The organism is Pseudomonas sp. UME65 (genome assembly GCF_014170225.1).
Lineage (GTDB): Bacteria > Pseudomonadota > Gammaproteobacteria > Pseudomonadales > Pseudomonadaceae > Aquipseudomonas > Aquipseudomonas protegens.
Window position 1 is genome coordinate 44,749 of sequence record NZ_LZZQ01000016.1, and the last position, 18,985, is coordinate 63,733.

The following is an 18,985-nucleotide window of genomic DNA, read 5'->3' on the forward strand; positions in this document are numbered from 1 at the left end:
CCAAGGGCAGGGGAGCGCAGCCTTGGCGTTGTTATTGTGGGCCTATCAAAATTTACCGCCAGTAAAAAATCAACTTGTTTTTTTACTAAGGCTTGCCGTAGCTTTGGCCTGCGCCCGCTTTTGGCGCGAACCTCACAACAATAAAAAAGGGCCGTGCCGGCGCCTGCCGGTGTGGCACCGCGACGAGGATTCACAGATGAAAGCGCTCACCCGCAAGCACGGTTGTTCTTTCCTGGCCCTGAGCCTCGCCCTGGGTCTGACCCTGGGCCAGCCGCTGATTCAGAACAAGGCCCAGGCAGCCCCCGACATGGTGGTCGTGGCGTACGGCGGAGCCGGACAAAAAGCCCAGGATGTGGCGTTGTTCCAACCCTTCAGCAAGGCCGATGGCAGCAAGCTGATCCAGAGCGAATACAACGGCGAAATGGCCCGCATCAAGGTCATGGTCGACACCGGCAACGTCGACTGGGACGTGGTGCAGATCGAAGGCCCGGACCTGATGCGCGGCTGCGACGAAGGCATGTACGAGCCCCTGGACTGGAAGGCCCTGGGCCGTGCCGAGCAGCTGATTCCCGATGCCGCCCAGCCCTGCGGCTCGGCGGTGCTGGTGTGGAGCGTGGCCATTGCCTACGACCGCAACAAGCTGGCCAAGGCCCCGACATCCTGGGCGGATTTCTGGGACGTCAAGCAGTTCCCCGGCAAGCGCGGCCTGCGCAAGCGCGCGGTGTACAACCTGGAATTCGCCCTGATGGCCGACGGGGTCAAGGTCGAGGACGTGTACAAGGTCCTGGCCACGCCCGAGGGAGTGGACCGGGCCTTTGCCAAGCTCAGCGAACTCAAGCCCTACATCCAGTGGTGGGAGGCCGGGGCCCAGCCGGGGCAGTGGCTGGCCGCCGGTGATGTGGTAATGACTTCCACCTACAGCGGCCGCATCGCCGTGGCCGCCCAGGCCGGCGCGCCGCTGGCGGTGGTGTGGCCCGGCAGCCTGTACGGCATGGACTACTGGGCGATCATCAAGGGCTCGAAACACGTGGATCAGGCCAAGCGTTTCATCGCGTTTGCCAACACCCCTGAAGCCCAGGTCAACTACGTCAAGCAGATCCCCTATGGCCCCACCAACACCCTGGCCGCAGCCAAGCTCGACCCGGCGCTGGCGCAGTGGGTGCCGACCTCGGAACAGAACCTCAAGGGTGCACTGGCGATGGACGTCGGGTTCTGGGTTGATCATGGCGAAGAGCTGGAAGAGCGCTTCAACGCCTGGGCCAGCAAGTAAGCGCAACGGGCTGGACGCCTGCGGGCGTCCGGTCCTATTGTTTGCGGGCTCTTTTTACCGGCCCCGTTTGCCCGCCCACCTGCCTGGAGGACTCCAACAATGAACAATATCGCTCCCAGCCCCCACTCCCTGACCGAGCGCAGCGCCACCGAACAGCGCCTGCGCGAAGAGCTGGCGGCCTGCTACCGCCTGATCGCGCACTTTCGCATGACCGACCTGATCTTCACCCATATCTCGGTGCGCCTGCCCGGGCCCGAGCATCATTTTCTGATCAACCCCTACGGCCTGATGTTCGATGAAATCACCGCCTCCAACCTGGTAAAGATCGACCTCAATGGCGAAGCCGTGGAGCCGTCGCCGTACCCGGTGAACCCGGCGGGGTTCGTGATCCACAGCGCCATTCACGGCGCCCGGGAAGACGCCCAGTGCGTGCTGCACACCCACACCAAGGCCGGTTGCGCGGTGGCGGCGCTCAAATGCGGCTTGCTGCCGGTGAACCAGATTTCCATGGAGTTCTATGGCCGCGTGGCCTACCACGACTACGAAGGCGTGGCCCTGGACCTGAGCGAGCAGCAACGTCTGGTGGCCGACCTGGGCGACAAGAGCGTGCTGATGCTGCGCAACCATGGCCTGCTCACCGTGGGCGAAACCGTGAGCCAGGCGTTTCTGCGCATGTACTACCTGGAGAAGGCCTGCGAGATCCAGCTGGCGGCCCAGGCAGCAGGGGAGATCGTGCTACCGCCGGACGCGGTCTGCGCCCACACCGAACGCCAGTTCAACGACCCGGGGCGGCCGCTGCAGGAAGGTGAGCTCAACGACCCGGACGCCATGCAGCTGGCTTGGGCGGCGCTGTTGCGCTTGCTGGAGCGCATCGCCCCCGACTACCGCGCCTGACCACATGTAGCCGCTGCCGAGCCATGGCGAGGCTGCGAAAAGGCCCGCAGGGCCTTGCTTGACGATCTGCCGCCGAACCTGTGTCGCCTTGAAGATCGTTGCGTCCCTGCGACGGAATGCCGCCCAGACCGTTCGCAGCCTGCGGCAGCGGCTACAGGACTCGGTGCGGCTTGGGCGGCCACACAAACGCTGGATAGCCACGGAAGGCCTGTTGTACAGTCGTTCAGTTTCAATTTCCCGCCACCGCCCAAGGAACCCGCCCCATGAGCCAGGAAGCGCGCTTTTCCCGCCTGGAACCCGACCTGCGCAAGGCCGAGCTGATCGAGGCGACGCTGACCTGCCTCAAGCTCCACGGTTTCCAGGGCGCGTCGATCCGCAAGATCTCCGCCGAGGCCGGGGTTTCGGTGGGGCTGATCAGCCATCACTACTCCGGCAAGGACGAGCTGGTGGCCGAGGCCTATCGCGCCATCACCGGGCGGGTCATGACCCTGCTGCGCGAGGCCATGGAGCAGGCCGCGCCCGACCCCCGGCAGCGGCTGTCGGCGTTCTTTCGCGCCTCGTTCTGCGCCGAACTGCTGGACCCGCGGCTGCTGGATGCCTGGCTGGCCTTCTGGGGCGCGGTGAAGACCGCCGACGCGATCAACCTGGCCCACGAACATTCCTATGGTGAATACCGTAACGAGCTGGCCGGCCTGCTGGGCCAGTTGGCCGGCCTTCAGGGCTGGAAAGGCTTCGACGCCGATCTGGCGGCCATCAGCCTCAGCGCCTTGCTCGACGGCCTGTGGCTGGAATCCGGGCTCAACCCGGGGACCTTCAGCCCGCAGCAGGGCGTGCAGATCTGCGAGGCCTGGGTCGAGGGGCTGCTGGCCAGCGGCGGGCGAGGTTTCGCTGTGCCGACATAGGGCTGTTGATCGGTTGTTCAGTAATGGCTAGGCTGCTGCGCTGTAGGTGGTTTCTCTAATAAAAATAATCAGGAACACAGGCGATGACTCCTCGGGTATTGATCGTCGACGACGATCCGCTGATTCGCGAGCTGCTTCAGGCTTATCTCTCTCAGGAAGGCTACGACGTGCATTGCGCCGCCACCGCGGAGCAGGCGGAGAGCTTTCTCGGCCAGCACACGGTGGACCTGCTGATGCTGGATATCCGCCTGCCGGGCAAGGACGGCCTGACCCTGACCCGGGAGCTGCGGGTGCGCTCGGAAGTGGGGATCATCCTGATCACCGGGCGCAACGATGACATCGACCGCATCGTCGGCCTGGAATGCGGCGCCGACGACTACGTGATCAAACCCCTCAACCCCCGCGAGCTGGTGTCCCGGGCCAAGAACCTGATCCGTCGGGTGCGCCAGGCCTGCCCGCCCCAGGTCCCGGCCAACAGCCCGAGCCCGGTCAAGCAGTTCGCCGACTGGGCCCTGGACACCGACCGCCGCCGGCTGATCGACCCGCGGGGCGCTGAAACCTTGCTGACCCACGGCGAATACCAATTACTCAGCGTGTTCCTGCGCAACAGCGGCCATACCCTGAGCCGCGACCAGTTGATGGACCAGATCCGCAACCGCGAATGGGTGCCCAGCGACCGTTCCATCGACGTGCTGGTGGGCCGCCTGCGGCGTAAGCTGCACGACGATCCGGCCGAGCCGGAGCTGATCATCACCATCCACGGTGCCGGTTACCTGTTCACCGCCAGCGTGGCCGCCTGAATTGCTGCGCCGCGCACTGGGCCTGTGCCTGAGCCTGTGCTTGATCCTGCTGGCCGGCCCGACGTTCGCTGAACCCCGGCCCGTGCTGCGTTATTGCGACTACCCGGTGTACCCGCCGATTTCCTGGAGCGACGGCCAGCAAGTGCGCGGGCTGGCGCCGACCCTGGTGCGTCAGGTGCTGGGGGACCTGGGTTATCAGGTGCAGGTGGTGGTGCTGGGCAACTGGAAGCGCTGCCTGCTGGACGCCGCTGCGGGCCGGGTGGATGTGGTGCTGGCCTACAGCACCAGCCAGCGCCAGCAGGACCTGCTGTTTTCCCAGGTGCCGGTGCTGCGCGAAGAAGTCGCGCTGTTCGTCAACCGCCGCAGCCTGCCGCGCTTTGCGCACTTGCAGGACTTGCGGGCCTATCGCGGCGGCCTGCTGTTCGGCGAGAGCTACGGCCAGGATTTCGACCGCGAAGTGGTGCAGCACGGCAACATCGAATGGGTCTCCAGCAGCCAGCAGAACTTCGGCAAGCTGATCCGCCAGCGCATCGATTTCATCCCCCATGAACGCCGCACCGGGCAGCTGTTTATCGAGCAGCTACCGGGGGCCGAGGACATCATCGCCTTGCCCCAGGCGGTGAGCGTCGACTACCTGCGCCTGGCGGTGTCGCGCCACTCGCCCGTGGCGCCGCGCATGGCCGAGATCGACGCGCAGTTGCAGCGCCAGGTGGACAGCGGCGCGGTGCAGCGCTGGCTTTGGCAAAGCCAGGACGACTACCGCGCCATGCTCAAGGCGCAACGGGAGACGGCGCCATGATCCCCCTGCGTTCCGGCGGCCTGTTGCGCCGCCTGCTGCTGTTTATCCTGCTGTTCAGCCTGTGCTTCACCGTGCTCGCCAGCAGCGTGCAGCTGTACTTCGAATACCGCCGGGAAATGCGCGAGATCGACAGCCGCATGGAGCTGATTCGCGCCGGTTACCTGGGCAGCCTGGAACGCAACCTGTGGGACCTCAACCAGGAGCAACTGACCGTGCAGTTGCAGGGGCTGGTGGACTTTTCCGATGTGGCCCGGGTGCACTTGATCAGCAACGATTTCGACTTGCAGCAGGGCAGCGCCGAGCTGATCGGGCCGCTGCGGGTGGAGCGTTTTCCCTTGAGCTATCAACCGCCGTCCGGGCCCTTGCGCCAGTTGGGCGAGTTGCAGGTCAGCACCGATCTGGGGGCGGTGTATCGGCGCCTGTACGCCACCGGGCTGGCCAGCCTGTTGTGGATGAGCGTGTTTCTCTGCGGGTTGGCGGTGGCCTTGTCCGGGCTGTTCTACCGCCTGGTGACCCGGCACCTGCAAGTGATGGCCGATTTTGCCCGGCGCGTGGCGGCCGGCGAGCTGCACGAGCCCCTGCACCTGGACAAGCGCCAGCGCCCGGATGGCGACGAGATCGACACCGTAGCCCGGGCCCTGGACGACATGCGCCGGGCGGTGCTCGATGATGTGCAGCGCCGCGAAGCCGACCGCCTGGCCCTGCAGGACAAGCGCGATGAATTGCAGAAAATGGTCCAGCGCCGCACCGCCAGCCTGATGCACGCCAAGGACGAGGCCGAAGCCGCGAACCTCGCCAAGTCGCGCTTTCTGGCGACCATGAGCCATGAACTGCGCACCCCCTTGAACGGCATCCTCGGCATGGCCGAACTGCTGCGTTCGGCGCCCCTGGGCAGCCAGGATCGCCAGCGCTTGCAGGCCTTGCATCAAGCCGGGGAGGGCCTACTGAGCATCCTCAACGAAGTGCTGTCCTTTGCCCGGTTGGAGGAGGGCGAAAGCCGCCCGGAAGTGCGGGACTTCTCCCTGCGTCAGTTGCTGGAAGAAGTCACCACCTTGTTGCAGCCCCGGGCCGAGGCCAACCGCACCCGCCTGGAATTGCACATCGACGAACAACTGGCACCGCGCCAGCAGGGCGCCGAGCAGTACCTGCGCCAGGTGCTGAGCAACCTGCTGGCCAACGCCATTCGTTTTACCGAAGACGGCTGGGTGCGGGTCGAGGTGCAGGTGCTGCACAGCGCCGCCGAGGGCCAGCGCCTGCGCTGCTGCGTGCGCGACAACGGCATCGGCATTGCTGCGTCGATGCGCGAAAAGATCTTCGAGCGTTTCGTCCAGGCCAGTGATGAAGTCAGCCGCCGCTATGGCGGCACTGGCCTGGGATTGGCCATCTGCAAGCACCTGCTGCAGCAACTGGACGGACGCATCGGCGTCGACAGTGAGCTGGGGCAGGGCAGTTGTTTCTGGTTCGAGCTGGCGTTGGGCATCGGCCAGGAGCCCTTGTCGGTGCCCGCGCTTGAGTTGCCGACGCAGGCTTTGAAGATCCTGGTGGTCGAAGACGTGGCCCTGAACCGCGAAGTGGCCAGCGGCCTGCTGCAGCGTGACGGCCATCAAGTGTGGCTGGCTGAAGACGGCGAGTCGGCTCTGGCCTTGTGTCAGCAGCAAGCCTTCGACCTGTTGCTGCTGGATGTGCACTTGCCGGGCATCAGCGGGGTCGAACTGTGCCGCGAGATCCGCCAGCGTCCCGGGCCCAACCGTCAGGTGCGCATTGTCGCTCTCACCGCCAGCGTCCAGCCGTCCGTGGTGCGTGGTTATCTGCAGGCCGGGATGCAGGGCATTCTTGGCAAGCCGTTGCAGCTGGAGAGCCTGCGTCAGGTGCTGGCCAGGCAGGTGCAGATGCCGCAGGCCGACACTGAGGAGGGTTTGCTCGACCAGGGCTTGCTGGACACTCATCGCAGTCTGTTGGGCGAGCAGAAGTTGCAGGACCTGCTCCGGATCCTGGCCGATGCCCTGGATCAGCAACAACCACTGTTGGCCGACGCCCTGGCCGCCGAAGACTGCACCGAGGTCCTGCACCTGGCCCATCGGCTGGCGGGCAGTGCCGACTCCCTGGGGTTTTGCGCGCTGGCCCGGGTGCTGCGGGAGTTGGAGGAGGCGGCGCAGCAGGCGGATCGCCCGGCTCTGGCGTCCCTGGCGGCGAGGCTGCAGAGGCCCTGGCAAGAGTCTCGGGCCTTGCTGCAGCGCTTGCTGGCGGCCTGACGTACAAAATCCTTACGACTTTTTACATCTTCGATCTTTTGCTTCAACCCGAACTTACATGGCTTTCCAATAATCGCTTGAGCCGCGCCCGCCGCGGCCTTCGAAGCTTATTGGAGATAATAATAATGAACTGCCTGCAAGCTGCTTGTACCCCACGCCCCGTCCCATCGCCCCGCGCCCTGCGCCTCACCGACTGCTGAGGTGCACCATGACGACCAGTACTGAACGCAAAGGCATCCAACTGACGCGCTCGCTGAAGAGCCGGCACATTTTCATGCTGTCCCTGGGCGGCGTGATCGGCACCGGGCTGTTCATGGGCTCCGGGGTCACCATCAACCAGGGCGGGCCCTGGGGGGCGATCCTCTCCTACCTGGTGGCCGGCTTCCTGATGTACCTGGTAATGGTCTGCCTGGGCGAGCTGTCGGTGCAGATGCCGGTGTCCGGCTCGTTCCAGGCCCACGCCACCAAGTACATCGGCCCGGCCACCGGCTTCATGATCGGCTGGGTCTACTGGATGAGCTGGGCCACCACCGTGGGCCTGGAGTTCACCGCCGCCGGCATGTTGATGCAGCGCTGGTTTCCCGGGGTGCCGATCTGGTACTGGTCGGCGCTGTTCGTGGCCTTGCTGTTCGGCATCAACGCCCTGGCCACCCGGGCCTTTGGCGAGGCCGAATACTGGTTCGCCGGGATCAAGGTGCTGGCGATCCTGAGCTTTATCGTGGTGGGCGCGCTGGTGATCTTCGGCGTCATCGACCTGCCCAGCGGCGCCCCGGCGCCGATGTTCGACAACCTCAAGGGTGACTCCCTGTTCCCCAACGGCCTGCCGGCGGTGTTCGCGGTGATGATGACCGTGGTCTACGCCTTCCAGGGCTGCGAGATCATGGGCGTGGCCGCCGGTGAAACCGACCAGCCGGAAAAAAGCATCCCCCGCGCCGTGCGCAACGTGGTGTTTCGCGTGCTGATCTTCTACGTGCTGGCGGTGATGGTGCTGGCGGCGATCATTCCCTGGCAGCAGGCCGGGCTGGTGGAAAGCCCCTTCGTCCAGGTGTTCGACATGGTGGGCATTCCCTACGCCGCCGACCTGATGAACTTCGTGATCCTCACGGCGATTCTTTCGGTGGGCAACTCCGGGCTGTATGCCTCCACGCGCATCCTCTGGGCCATGTCCAAATCCGGCATGGCGCCCAAGGCCCTGTCGCCCCTGAGCAAACAGGGCGTGCCCCTGCGGGCTTTGGCCATCACCCTGTGCTTTGCCCTGATCTCGCTGATGACCAGCTTCATCGCTGCCGACACCCTGTTCATGGTGCTGATGGCCGTGAGCGGCATGGCCGGCACCGTGACCTGGATCGTCATTGCCCTGGCCCAGTACCGCTTCCGCCGCCAGTTCCTGCGCGAAGGCGGGCAACTGGAGCAGCTCAAGTACCGCGCGCCCTGGTTCCCTCTGGTGCCGCTGATGTGCATCGTCCTGTGCAGTTCGCTGTTCGTGTTCCTGGCCCTGGATGAAACCCAGCGTCCGTCGCTGTACTGGGGCTCGGGCTTTATCGCCCTGTGCTACGGCGCCTACTACCTGATGCAGCGCAAACGCCAACTGCAACCTGCAGCCGCTGTGTAGGAGCCGGCTTGCCGGCGAAGGGGCCCGGGAGAGATGCAGCGCCTGGGCGGATGTCTTCGCTGACTTTGCTGCCTTTGCGGCTAGAGGGGGTACATATCCATTTCTGCGGGGGCGGCTACTTATGGTTTCGCCCTTACGGCGAGTCCCTTTTTACAAACGCCTAAAAAGGAACCAAAAACGCTTGCCCCTCCATGGGCCCCTCGCTAAGGCTCGGGGTTCCCTCACTCCGGCATTGCTCCGGGGGCCGCCGCCAACCGGCCATCCATGGCCGGGTGGCGGCTAGCTCGGCATCCCTGCCGAGCTGCCCCCTACGCAACGCCTACGCTCGGCCGGCTGGGAAGGGGCTTGAAGATCAAGATCAAGAGCAAGATCAAAAGCCAAAGCCAAGGTGCGCAGGCTGGCTCTTTGTAGCCGCTGCCGAAGGCTGCGAAACCAGGCGACGCAATATGTCAGGAATATCGGGGAGGCAGGTTTAGCGTCTCCTGCGACGGAGTGCCGCCCAGAGCGTTCGCAGCCTTCGGCAGCGGCTACATGTAACGCGAACGGCAATGAAACAGGCCGGCCGGCAGGCCGCCGTCAGATTTTGATCTTGCTCTGGCTTTTGATCTTGATCTGAACGCCCCGTTAACCACGATGGCCGAACGCAGGCATTGATCCGTGGGTAACCCGGCAGGGATGCCGGGTTAGCCGCCACCCGGCCATGGATGGCCGGTGGCGGCGGCCCACGGATCAATGCCGGAGTGAGGGCATGCCGAGCCTAGGCGAGGCACCGAGTGGAGGGGCAGAAGCGTTTTGCTTACTTTTGCGCTTTTCAAAAGTGAGCCGCTGTAAGAGCGGAACCGTAAGCGGCCGCACCTGCAGGAACGGATATGTACCCAACCCCCGCTGTAAAAGCGGAACCATAAGCCGCCGCACCCGCAGCAACGGATATGCCCACCAATCAGACCGCCCCCTCATGTTTTACGACCGCCGCGCGCCCTGGCCACAAAAAACTCCCCCACCCGCACTTTTGTCGAGGCTTGTTCGAAGTTGTAACAACCCCCACGCAACAACTCCCAATGCCCAGATTTTTACCCAATAAAAACAAAGGGATATCTCAAAAAGTCGACCAAAACTCCCCCCAATCCCCCCAATTGCCGCCTTGTTGAACACTCGTTTAGTATCACCCTCAAGCCACCCCCTCACGCCAACCACAATAATTCGAGGACGCCCATGACCCTTTCATCGTCGCTGCTCAGCCGGATCGAAGCCGGCGTAGCCTGGATCACCCTCAACCGCCCGGCGCAACGCAACGCCCTGGACATCCCGACCCTCAAAGCGCTGCACAGCCTGCTGGACACCTGCAACAGCGACCCCAGCGTCCGAGCCGTGGTACTCACTGGTAGCGGCCGCAGTTTCTGCGCCGGTGCCGACCTGGCGGAGTGGGCCGAAGCCGAAGCCCGGGGCGCTCTGGAAAGCTACGGCTGGACCGAAACCGCCCACGCCTTGATGACCCGGCTGCAGAGCCTGGACAAACCCACCATCGCCGCCATCAACGGCACCGCCGTGGGCGCGGGCATGGACCTGACTCTGTGCTGCGACCTGCGGGTGGCGGCGCAGTCGGCGCGGTTCAAGGCCGGCTACACCAGCATGGCTTACTCGCCGGATGCCGGCGCCAGCTGGCACCTGCCGCGCTTGATTGGCAGCGAACAGGCCAAGCGCCTGCTGTTTCTCGACGAATTGTGGAGCGCCGAACGGGCCCTGGCCGCCGGCTTGGTGGGCGAGGTGTGCGCCGACGATCAGTTGATCGCCAGCGTCAGTGAGCTGGCCGCGCGCTTGGCAGCGGGCCCGACCTTCGCCTTTGCCCAGACCAAGAAGCTGATCCGCCAGGGTGCCGAGCGCAGTTTGCCGCAGCAGTTGGCGGCCGAGCTGGCCGCCGGCCTGCTGTGCGGGCGCAGCGCCGACGGCGCCGAAGCCCTGCGCGCCGCCACGGAAAAACGCCCCCCACGTTTCCAAGGGTTGTAGGAGCGGTCGGGCAGCGCTCGGTTTGCCGGCGAAAGAGCCCCTGGGCCATGCGCCCATTTTGTAGGAGCCGGCTTGCCGGCGAAGGCGCCCGCAAGAACAGCGCCTTATTCAAGGGCCTCTTCGCCAGCAAGCTGGCTCCTACGGGACGGTGTTTTTCGCCAGATCGTCCTGCCAGATCACTCGTTTTTTTTGCACCGTCAATCACTCACAGGTAGCGCCATGAATTTCCAACTCAGCCAAGAACAAGAAATGTTGGTGGACGCGGTTCGCAGTTTTGTCAGCAAGGAGTTGCTGCCCCACGAAGAGGCGGTGGACCGCGCCGATGAGGTCAGCGCCGACCTCGCCGGGGAGATCCGCAGCAAGGCCATCGCCGCTGGCTTCTATGCCTTCAACATGCCGGAAGAAGTGGGTGGTGGCGGCCTGGACTACCTGTCCCAGGCGCTGATCGAGCGCGAGCTGGCCAAGTGTTCCTGGGCCCTGCATGTGTTCGTTGCCCGGCCGTCGAAAATCCTCATGGCCTGCACCGGCTCGCAGATCGGCGACTACCTGCTGCCCTGCGTGCAGGGGCGCAAGGTCGACTGCTTCGCCCTGACCGAACCCGGGGCCGGCTCCGACGCCAATGCGATCAAGACCCGCGCCGTGCGCGACGGCGGCGACTTCGTGCTCAACGGCAGCAAGCACTTCATCAGCCACGCCGGGCATGCGGATTTCGCCATTGTCTTTGCGGTCACCGGCACCTATGAGCACAACGGCCGCCAGCGCAACGCGGTGACTTCGTTCCTGGTGGATCGCGACACCCCGGGCCTGACCATCCGCCGTGGCCCCAAGTGCGTGAGCAACCGCGGCTACCACACCTTCGAGATGTTCTTCGATGACTGCCGGGTACCGGCTTCCAAGGTGCTGGGGGAGGTGGGCAAGGGCTGGGAAGTGGCCAACGCCTGGCTCACCGCCGGGCGGGTGATGGTCGCCGCCAACTGCGTGGGGCAGGCCCAGCGCGCCCTGGATGCCTCCTTGCAATGGGCCGCGGACCGCAAGCAGTTCGGCCAGGCCATCGGCAGTTACCAGGGGGTGTCGTTCAAGCTGGCGGACATGGCCACGCAGATCCGCGCCGCCGAGCTGTTGACCCTGCATACCGCCTGGAAGATGGACCAGGGCAGCATGACCGATGGCGAGGCCGGCATGGCCAAGCTGTTCGCCAGTGAAGTGCTGGGCCGGGTGGCCGACGAGGCGGTGCAGATCTACGGCGGCATGGGCCTGATGGACGAAGGCCCGGTGGAGCGCATCTGGCGCAACGCGCGGATCGAGCGGATCTGGGAAGGCACTTCGGAGATCCAGCGCCACATTATTTCCCGTGAACTGCTGCGGCCGCTGATGCGCTGAGCGCCCTGGAGAATTGCCGTCATGTCCCAGACTTTGCGTGACAATCTCAAGCGCCTGCTGGCCCCGCGGCACCTGGCTTTCGTGGGCGGGCGTAGCATGGCCCGGGCCCTCAGGCGCTGCGCCGAAGGCGGGTTTGCCGGGCCCATGTGGTTGGTCAACCCGCAGCATGCCGAGCTCGATGGCGTGCCGTGCGTGGCCAGCATCGAACAGCTGCCCTGCGGCCCGGATGCGGTGTTCGTCGCCACCAACCGCGAGCTGACCCTGACCTGCGTCGCGGCGCTGGCGGCCAAGGGCGCCGGCGGGGCGATCTGTTACGCCTCGGGCTTTGCCGAAACCGGCGCCGAGGGCCAGGCCCTGCAACAGCAACTGCTGCAGGCCGCCGGCGACATGGCGCTGTTGGGCCCCAACTGCTACGGCCTGCTGGACTACCTGCACAGCGCCGCGCTGTGGCCGGTGGCCCATGGCGGCCAGCCCGTGGAACGCGGGGTGGCAGTGCTGACCCAGAGCGGCAACTTTGCCTACAACCTGTCCATGAGCGATCGCTCGCTGCCGGTGGCCTACATGGCGTCGGTGGGCAATCAGGCGCAGCTGGGCATTGCCGAGCTGATGGACGTGCTGCTGGACGAACCACGGGTGACCGCCATCGGCCTGCACCTGGAAGGCCTGAAGAACGTGCCGGGTTTTGCCCGGGCGGCGCACAAGGCCCTGGAGAAGGGCATACCCATCATCGCCCTGAAGACCGGGGTGTCGCAGATCGGCGCCGAGCTGGCCTTGAGTCACACCAGTTCGCTGTCGGGATCGGACGCGCTGTACGACGCGCTGTTCCAGCGCCTGGGGGTGATCCGGGTCAGCGGCCCGGTGAGTTTTGTCGAAACTTTGAAAGCCGCCTCCTGCGGGCAGTTGCCAGCTGGCCCGCAGCTGATGGCCCTGGCCTGTTCCGGGGGCGATGCCGGGCTGATCGCCGACTACGCCGAGCGCAACGGCCTGCAGCTGCCCAAGCTGGATGCCGGGCAATGCGCCGAGCTGGCCCAGGTGCTGCCGGGCTACGCCAACCTGGTGAACCCGCTGGATTTCACCACCGCCATCTGGGGCGACGCTACGGCCCTGCAAGCCATGCTCGACACGGCCCTGCGTACCGAGGCCGACAGCGCCATGCTGGTGCTGGATTACCCGGCCGAATTTACCGGCGAGCGCAAGGAATGCGACCTGCTGCTGGAGCTGTTCTGCGCCGCGTTGCAGCGCCATGGCAAGCGCGGTTTTGTCACTTCGGCCTTTCCCGAGCTGCTGCCGGCCAGTGCCCGCGAGCGTTTGCACGGCCACGGCATTCCCGCCTTGCAAGGGGTGGAGGACGGCCTGGCGGCCTGGGGCCGGATCGTCGCCTATCAACAGCGGCGCCAGGTGTTGCTGGCCCTGGGGGAGTCGGCCCTGGTGCCGCTGTGCCCGCAGGCTCTGGACGGTAGCGCTGTGCTGCTGGACGAGTGGCAGTCCAAGCAGGCCTTGCGCGCCTTTGGCCTTTGTACCCCCGATGGTGTGTTGACCACCCCCGGGCAGGCCCTGAGCGCGGCGGCGGGCATTGGCTACCCGCTGGTGCTCAAGGCGGTGAGCGCCGAGCTGCCGCACAAGACCGAGGCCGGGGCGGTGGCCCTCAATCTCAAGGACCCTGAAGCCCTGAGCGCCGCATTGCGGCTGATGCGCACGCGGATTGCCGAGCATGCGCCGGGGCTGGCCTTTGAACAGATCCTGCTGGAGCCCATGGCCGCGGCGCCCCTGGCGGAGCTGATTGTCGGCATCAAGCGTGAGAACGACTTCGCTCTGGCCCTGGTGATCGGTGCCGGCGGGGTGCTGGTGGAACTGCTCAAGGACAGCCGCAGCCTGCTGCTGCCGACCACCGAAGGGGCGATCCGCCAGGCCTTGCTCAGCCTGCGCAGCGCTACCTTGCTGCAAGGCTTTCGCGGGCGCCCCGAGGCCGATCTTGAGGCCCTGGTGGCGGCCATCGGCGCGGTGGCGGACTACGCCTGCGAACATGCCGGGCAACTGCTGGAACTGGATGTGAACCCATTGTTGGTCGGTGCCCAAGGCACCGTCGCGGTCGATGCGTTGATTCGCCTTGGCCAGGCTTGAGGAGAGAGACATGCACGATCAGACCTTGACCGGTGGCCAGGCCCTGGTGCGCCTGCTGGCCGGCTACGGCGTCGACACGGTGTTCGGCATTCCCGGGGTGCACACCCTGGAGCTGTACCGCGGGCTGCCCGGCAGCGGCATCCGCCATGTGCTGACCCGCCACGAGCAGGGCGCGGGCTTCATGGCCGACGGTTACGCCCGGGTCAGCGGCAAGCCCGGGGTGTGTTTTGTCATCAGCGGCCCGGGGGTGACCAACGTCGCCACGCCGATTGGCCAGGCTTATGCCGACTCGATCCCGCTGCTGGTGATTTCCAGCGTCAACCACAGCGCCAGCCTGGGCAAGGGCTGCGGCTCGCTGCACGAAACCCAGGACCAGCGGGCGATTACCGCGCCCATCACTGCTTTCTCGGCCCTGGCCCTGAGCCCGGAAGACCTGCCGGAACTGGTGGCCCGGGCCTTTGCCGTGTTCGACAGCGAGCGCCCGCGCCCGGTGCACATCAGCGTGCCCCTGGATGTGCTGGCGGCCAAGGTCGCCCGGGACTGGACCGGTGAAGTGCGGCGGCGCCCGGCTCGCGGCCCGGCTGCGGCGGCGGATATCCAGCTAGCGGCGGACACACTGCGCAACGCCAAGCGGCCGATGATCATTGCCGGTGGTGGCGCGCTGCACGCCGCCGAGCAGTTGCGGGCCTTGAGCACCCGGTTGGGCGCGGTGTTTTTCAGCAGCGTGGCGGGCAAGGGCCTGCTGCCGGACGAGGCGCCACTGAACGCCGGGGCGACCTTGTGTGTCGAGCCCGGCTGGCAGTTGATCAGTCAGGCCGACGTGGTGCTGGCGGTGGGCACCGAGATGGCCGACACCGACTATTGGCGCGAGCGCCTGCCGCTGAACGGCGAGCTGCTGCGCCTGGATATCGACCCACGCAAGTTCAATGACTTTTACCCGTGTGCGGTGGCTTTGCACGGCGATGCCCGCGCCACCCTGGACGCCTTGCTCCAGGCCTTGCCACCCACACCGGCCGAAGCGGGGGCGGCGATTCACGCGGTGGCCGATCTGCGCCAGGCGGTGCAGAACGGGCAGGGGCCCTTGCAGCAGATTCACCGCTCGATCCTGCAACGTATTGCCGCCGAGTTGCCAGAGCAGGGCTTTATCGCCAGCGACATGACCCAGCTGGCTTACAGCGGCAACTACCTGTACCCGAGCCGGGCGACCCGCAGTTGGCTGCATCCCACCGGCTACGGCACCCTGGGCTACGGCTTGCCGGCGGGCATCGGCGCCAAGCTCGGTGCCCCCGAGCGCCCGGGGCTGGTGCTGGTGGGCGACGGCGGTTTTCTCTACACGGTGCAGGAGCTGGCCACGGCGGTGGAGGAACTGCGCAGCCCGCTGGTGGTGCTGCTGTGGAACAACGATGCCCTGGGGCAGATCCGCGATGACATGCTGGACCTGAACATCGAACCCATTGGCGTGCTGCCGCGCAATCCGGATTTTGCCGCCCTGGCCCGGGCCTTTGGTTGCAGCGTCAGCCAGCCCGCCAGCCTCGATGAGTTGCAACAGGCACTGCGCGAGGGCTTTGCCCGCAACGGCGTGACCCTGATCGAACTCAAGCACGCCTGCGCGCGCTGACCATCCCTTTTCCCTGGAGCTTGTGCATGCGCTTTTCTCGACTGACCCAACGTATTGCCGGAGACGGCGCCGCCGCCTGGGACATTCATTACCGGGCCCTGGCCAAGCGCGAACGTGGCGAGGAAGTCTGGTTGCTGTCGGTGGGCGACCCGGATTTCGACACCCCGCAACCCATCGTCCAGGCGGCCATCGACAGCCTGCAGGCCGGCCACACCCATTACGCCGATGTGCGCGGCAAGCGCGCCTTGCGCGAGGCCATCGCCCGCCGCCATCAGCAGCGCAGCGGGCAAGTGGTGGATGCCGAGCAGGTGGTGGTGCTGGCCGGTGCCCAGTGCGCCCTGTACAGCGTGGCCCAGTGCCTGCTGGACCCGGGGGACGAAGTGATAGTGGCCGAGCCGATGTACGTCACCTATGAAGCAGTGTTCGGTGCCTGCAACGCCCGGGTGGTGCCGCTGCCGGTGCGGGCCGAAGACGGCTTTCGGGTGCAGCCCGAGGCGGTGGCCGCGCGCATCACCGGCAAGACCCGGGCCCTGGTGCTCAACAGCCCGCACAACCCCACCGGCGCGAGCATTCCCCGAGCCACCTGGGAGGCCCTGGCGGCGCTGTGCATCGAACATGACCTGTGGCTGATCTGCGACGAGGTCTACAGCGAACTGCTGTACGAGGGCGAGCATGTCAGCCCGGCCAGCCTGCCGGGCATGGCCGAGCGCACCGCGACCCTCAACAGCCTGTCCAAGTCCCATGCCATGACCGGCTGGCGCCTGGGCTGGGTGGTGGCACCGACGGCCCTGGCCGCGCACCTGGAAAATCTAGCCCTGTGCATGCTCTACGGCTCACCGGAATTCATTCAGGACGCCGCCGTGGTGGCCCTGGAACAGCCCTTGCCGCAACTGCAAGAGATGGCCCAGGCCTATCGCCAGCGGCGGGACCTGGTGTGCGACTGCCTGGCCGATTGCCCCGGTGCCCGGCCGTTGAAACCCGATGGCGGCATGTTCGTCATGGTCGATATCCGCGCCACCGGGCTCAGCGCCCAGGCCTTCAGCGAGCGCCTGCTGGATGAGCAGGGCGTCTCGGTGCTGGCTGGCGAAGCCTTCGGCCCCAGCGCCGCCGGGCATATCCGCCTGGGGCTGGTGCTGCAAGCGGATGACCTGCGCGAAGCCTGCCGGCGCATCGCCTTGTGCGCCCGGCAGTGCCTGGCCGAACGCGATGCCCCTGTTACTGTGCAACCTGTCTGAGGAAGCTTCATGAATGTGTTGATCGTCCACGCCCACCCCGAACCGCAGTCCTTCACCGCCGCCTTGCGTGACCAGGCCCGCAGCACCCTGGAGGCCCAGGGGCACCAGGTACAGGTCAGCGACCTGTACGCGATGAACTGGAACCCGGTGGCCAGCGCCGCGGATTTTGCCTCCCGGGACAACCCGGACTACCTGGTGTATGCCCTGGAACAGCGCCTGGGGGTGAAGAACCAGAGCATTGCCGCGGATATCCAGGCCGAACTGGACAAGCTGCTGTGGGCCGACCTGTTGATCCTCAACTTCCCGGTGTTCTGGTTCTCGGTGCCGGCCATGCTCAAGGGCTGGATCGACCGGGTGCTGGTGTCGGGGGTGTGTTATGGCGGCAAGCGTTTCTATGACCAGGGCGGGCTGGCGGGCAAGAAAGCCCTGGTGACCCTGACCCTGGGCGGGCGCGAGCACATGTTCGGCGAAGGCGCGATTCACGGCCCGCTGCAGGACATGCTGCGCCCGCTGCTGCGCGGCACTTTGGCCTATGTCGGCTATGACGTGCTGGAACCCTTCGTGGCCTGGCACGTGCCCTACATCAGCCAGGAGGCTCGTGAAGCCTTCCTGCACAGCTACCGCCAGCGCCTGCAGCACCTGGCGGACGACCAGCCCCTGGTCTTCCCGCGCCTGGACCAGTTCGATGAAGCCCTGTACCCCTTGCCGGTCTGAAATCCCCACCGCCGATACGCCTTCCTCCGTAGGAGCCGGCTTGCCGGCGAAGAGGCCCTTGAGCCTTGTGCTGCTCTTGCGGCCGCCTTCGCTGGCAAGCCAGCTCCTACACGAGCACCCGCGGCGATACGCCTTCCTCCGTAGGAGCCGGCTTGCCGGCGAAGAGGCCCTTGAGCCTTGTGCTGCTCTTGCGGCCGCCTTCGCTGGCAAGCCAGCTCCTACACGAGCGTCCGCGGCGATACGTCTTCCTCCGTAGGAGCCGGCTTGCCGGCGAACAGGCCCTTGAGCCTTGCGCTGCTCTTGCGGCCGCCTTCGCTGGCAAGCCAGCTCCTACATGAGCATTCCCGGCGATAGGGAGTTCTTCGGGGGCGCTGCGCGGGCTGGCCGTTAGGGGCGCGGGCCGGTCCACGCCGCGGGGTTGACCAGGTTCGGTGGGCGCTGGCCGGCCAGGGCCGCCAGCAGGTTGTCCACCGCGCAGCGGGCCATGGCTTCGCGGGTTTCGTGGGTGGCCGAGCCGATGTGCGGGGTGGCCACGACGTTGGGCAGTTGCAGCAGCGGGGAGTCGTGGTCCAGCGGCTCGCGTTCGAAGACGTCCAGCCCGGCGCCGCGAATCCGCCGTTGTTGCAGGGCTTCTATCAGCGCCGCTTCATCCACCACCTTGCCCCGGGAAATATTGATGAAGATGCTTTCGGGGCGCATCAGGGCGAACTCCCGGGCGCCGATCAGGCCCTGGGTGCGTTCGGTCAGGGGCAGGGTCAGGCAGATGAAGTCGGCTTCCTCAAGCAGTTGCTCCAGGCTCCGGTACTGGGCATTGAAGCGTTGCTCCACCGCGGGCTTGGGCCGGGTGCTGTGGTAGATCAGCGGCATGCCGAAGCCGAAATGCCCGCGCTGGGCCAAGGCTTCGCCGATGCGCCCCATGCCGATGATGCCCAGGGTCTTGCCGTGGACATCCGTGCCAAAGTGCGCCGGCCCGATGTTGCGCTGCCATTGCCCGGCGCGCACCAGGTTGGCCAGTTCCACCACCCGCCGGGCGGTCGCCAGGATCAGCGCGAAGCCGGTGTCGGCGGTGGTCTCGGTGAGCACGTCGGGGGTGTTGCTGAGCAGGATGCGGCGCTGGGTCAGGTAGTCGATGTCATAGTTGTCGACCCCCACCGAAACGCTGGCCACCGCCCGCAACCGGGGCGCCAGGTCCAGCAGTTCGGCGTCCAGGCGCAGGCTGGCACCCAGCAGCCCATCGGCGCTCGGCAGCGCCTGGCGCAGGGCATTCAGCCCCGCCGCGTCGAGGGTTTCGATCAGGGTCACCTGCGCCTGCTCCTGCAGGCGGGCCATCAGCGTTGGGGAGAGTTTCTTGTACAGCACCAGGTGTTTTTTCATGGGGTTCTCT

General features: G+C 66.1%; 14 protein-coding genes. 13 read left to right on the forward strand and 1 reads right to left on the reverse strand.

Annotation, left to right across the window (positions count from 1 at the left end):
- Window positions 1-196: 196 nt before the first annotated feature.
- The 13 genes from A9971_RS25600 to A9971_RS25660 all read left to right on the forward strand — a co-directional run bounded on the left by A9971_RS25600 (window position 197) and on the right by A9971_RS25660 (window position 17,601).
- The gene (locus A9971_RS25600; RefSeq protein ID WP_161466926.1) at window positions 197-1,270 is read left to right on the forward strand and encodes an ABC transporter substrate-binding protein; all 1,074 of its coding nucleotides are present in this window, start codon (window positions 197-199) and stop codon (window positions 1,268-1,270) included.
- Between the two features lie 99 nt (window positions 1,271-1,369).
- The gene (locus A9971_RS25605) at window positions 1,370-2,164 is read left to right on the forward strand and encodes a class II aldolase/adducin family protein (RefSeq protein ID WP_182999863.1); all 795 of its coding nucleotides are present in this window, start codon (window positions 1,370-1,372) and stop codon (window positions 2,162-2,164) included.
- A gap of 263 nt (window positions 2,165-2,427) precedes the next feature.
- Window positions 2,428-3,066, forward strand: a complete 639-nt coding sequence (locus A9971_RS25610) for a TetR family transcriptional regulator C-terminal domain-containing protein (protein WP_053158118.1) — start codon at window positions 2,428-2,430, stop codon at window positions 3,064-3,066.
- Between the two features lie 83 nt (window positions 3,067-3,149).
- Window positions 3,150-3,866: a response regulator gene (locus A9971_RS25615; RefSeq protein WP_182999864.1), complete on the forward strand. Its 717-nt coding sequence runs from the start codon at window positions 3,150-3,152 to the stop codon at window positions 3,864-3,866.
- 1 nt (window position 3,867) lies between these two features.
- Window positions 3,868-4,665: an ABC transporter substrate-binding protein gene (locus A9971_RS25620; RefSeq protein ID WP_182999865.1), complete on the forward strand. Its 798-nt coding sequence runs from the start codon at window positions 3,868-3,870 to the stop codon at window positions 4,663-4,665.
- On the forward strand, window positions 4,662-6,917 hold the full coding sequence (locus A9971_RS25625; RefSeq protein WP_182999866.1) for an ATP-binding protein: 2,256 nt from the start codon (window positions 4,662-4,664) through the stop codon (window positions 6,915-6,917). Before A9971_RS25620 ends, A9971_RS25625 begins: the two co-directional genes overlap by 4 nt.
- 208 nt (window positions 6,918-7,125) lie before the next feature.
- The gene (locus A9971_RS25630) at window positions 7,126-8,529 is read left to right on the forward strand and encodes an amino acid permease (protein WP_182999867.1); all 1,404 of its coding nucleotides are present in this window, start codon (window positions 7,126-7,128) and stop codon (window positions 8,527-8,529) included.
- A 1,212-nt stretch (window positions 8,530-9,741) separates the two neighbouring features.
- Window positions 9,742-10,533 carry an enoyl-CoA hydratase/isomerase family protein gene (locus A9971_RS25635; RefSeq protein ID WP_182999868.1) on the forward strand — a complete coding sequence of 264 codons (792 nt, stop codon included), beginning with the start codon at window positions 9,742-9,744 and terminating at the stop codon, window positions 10,531-10,533.
- 219 nt (window positions 10,534-10,752) lie between these two features.
- Window positions 10,753-11,913, forward strand: coding sequence for an acyl-CoA dehydrogenase family protein (locus A9971_RS25640; protein WP_011061007.1), 1,161 nt, complete (start codon window positions 10,753-10,755; stop codon window positions 11,911-11,913).
- Between the two features lie 21 nt (window positions 11,914-11,934).
- Entirely contained in the window at window positions 11,935-14,034 is a 2,100-nt protein-coding gene (locus A9971_RS25645) for an acetate--CoA ligase family protein (RefSeq protein ID WP_182999869.1), read from the forward strand.
- Between the two features lie 10 nt (window positions 14,035-14,044).
- Entirely contained in the window at window positions 14,045-15,652 is a 1,608-nt protein-coding gene (locus A9971_RS25650; protein ID WP_182999870.1) for a 5-guanidino-2-oxopentanoate decarboxylase, read from the forward strand.
- Between the two features lie 26 nt (window positions 15,653-15,678).
- Window positions 15,679-16,887 (forward strand): pyridoxal phosphate-dependent aminotransferase, encoded by a 1,209-nt coding sequence (locus A9971_RS25655; RefSeq protein ID WP_019093507.1) that lies wholly within the window; start codon window positions 15,679-15,681, stop codon window positions 16,885-16,887.
- A 9-nt stretch (window positions 16,888-16,896) separates the two neighbouring features.
- Window positions 16,897-17,601: an NAD(P)H-dependent oxidoreductase gene (locus tag A9971_RS25660; RefSeq protein WP_011061010.1), complete on the forward strand. Its 705-nt coding sequence runs from the start codon at window positions 16,897-16,899 to the stop codon at window positions 17,599-17,601.
- Between the two features lie 387 nt (window positions 17,602-17,988).
- Here A9971_RS25660 and A9971_RS25665 read toward each other — a convergent pair whose 3' ends face one another.
- Entirely contained in the window at window positions 17,989-18,975 is a 987-nt protein-coding gene (locus tag A9971_RS25665) for a D-glycerate dehydrogenase (protein WP_015635406.1), read from the reverse strand.
- Window positions 18,976-18,985 lie beyond the last annotated feature (10 nt).

Excerpts from the sequence above, each read along its gene's own strand:
- A9971_RS25600 (WP_161466926.1), top strand. The coding sequence starts at position 197 with ATGAAAGCGCTCACCCGCAAGCACGGTTGTTCTTTCCTGGCCCTGAGC.
- A9971_RS25605 (WP_182999863.1), top strand. The coding sequence starts at position 1,370 with ATGAACAATATCGCTCCCAGCCCCCACTCCCTGACCGAGCGCAGCGCC.
- A9971_RS25610 (WP_053158118.1), top strand. The coding sequence starts at position 2,428 with ATGAGCCAGGAAGCGCGCTTTTCCCGCCTGGAACCCGACCTGCGCAAG.
- A9971_RS25615 (WP_182999864.1), top strand. The coding sequence starts at position 3,150 with ATGACTCCTCGGGTATTGATCGTCGACGACGATCCGCTGATTCGCGAG.
- A9971_RS25625 (WP_182999866.1), top strand. The coding sequence starts at position 4,662 with ATGATCCCCCTGCGTTCCGGCGGCCTGTTGCGCCGCCTGCTGCTGTTT.
- A9971_RS25630 (WP_182999867.1), top strand. The coding sequence starts at position 7,126 with ATGACGACCAGTACTGAACGCAAAGGCATCCAACTGACGCGCTCGCTG.
- A9971_RS25635 (WP_182999868.1), top strand. The coding sequence starts at position 9,742 with ATGACCCTTTCATCGTCGCTGCTCAGCCGGATCGAAGCCGGCGTAGCC.
- A9971_RS25640 (WP_011061007.1), top strand. The coding sequence starts at position 10,753 with ATGAATTTCCAACTCAGCCAAGAACAAGAAATGTTGGTGGACGCGGTT.
- A9971_RS25645 (WP_182999869.1), top strand. The coding sequence starts at position 11,935 with ATGTCCCAGACTTTGCGTGACAATCTCAAGCGCCTGCTGGCCCCGCGG.
- A9971_RS25650 (WP_182999870.1), top strand. The coding sequence starts at position 14,045 with ATGCACGATCAGACCTTGACCGGTGGCCAGGCCCTGGTGCGCCTGCTG.
- A9971_RS25655 (WP_019093507.1), top strand. The coding sequence starts at position 15,679 with ATGCGCTTTTCTCGACTGACCCAACGTATTGCCGGAGACGGCGCCGCC.
- A9971_RS25660 (WP_011061010.1), top strand. The coding sequence starts at position 16,897 with ATGAATGTGTTGATCGTCCACGCCCACCCCGAACCGCAGTCCTTCACC.
- A9971_RS25665 (WP_015635406.1), bottom strand. The coding sequence starts at position 18,975 with ATGAAAAAACACCTGGTGCTGTACAAGAAACTCTCCCCAACGCTGATG.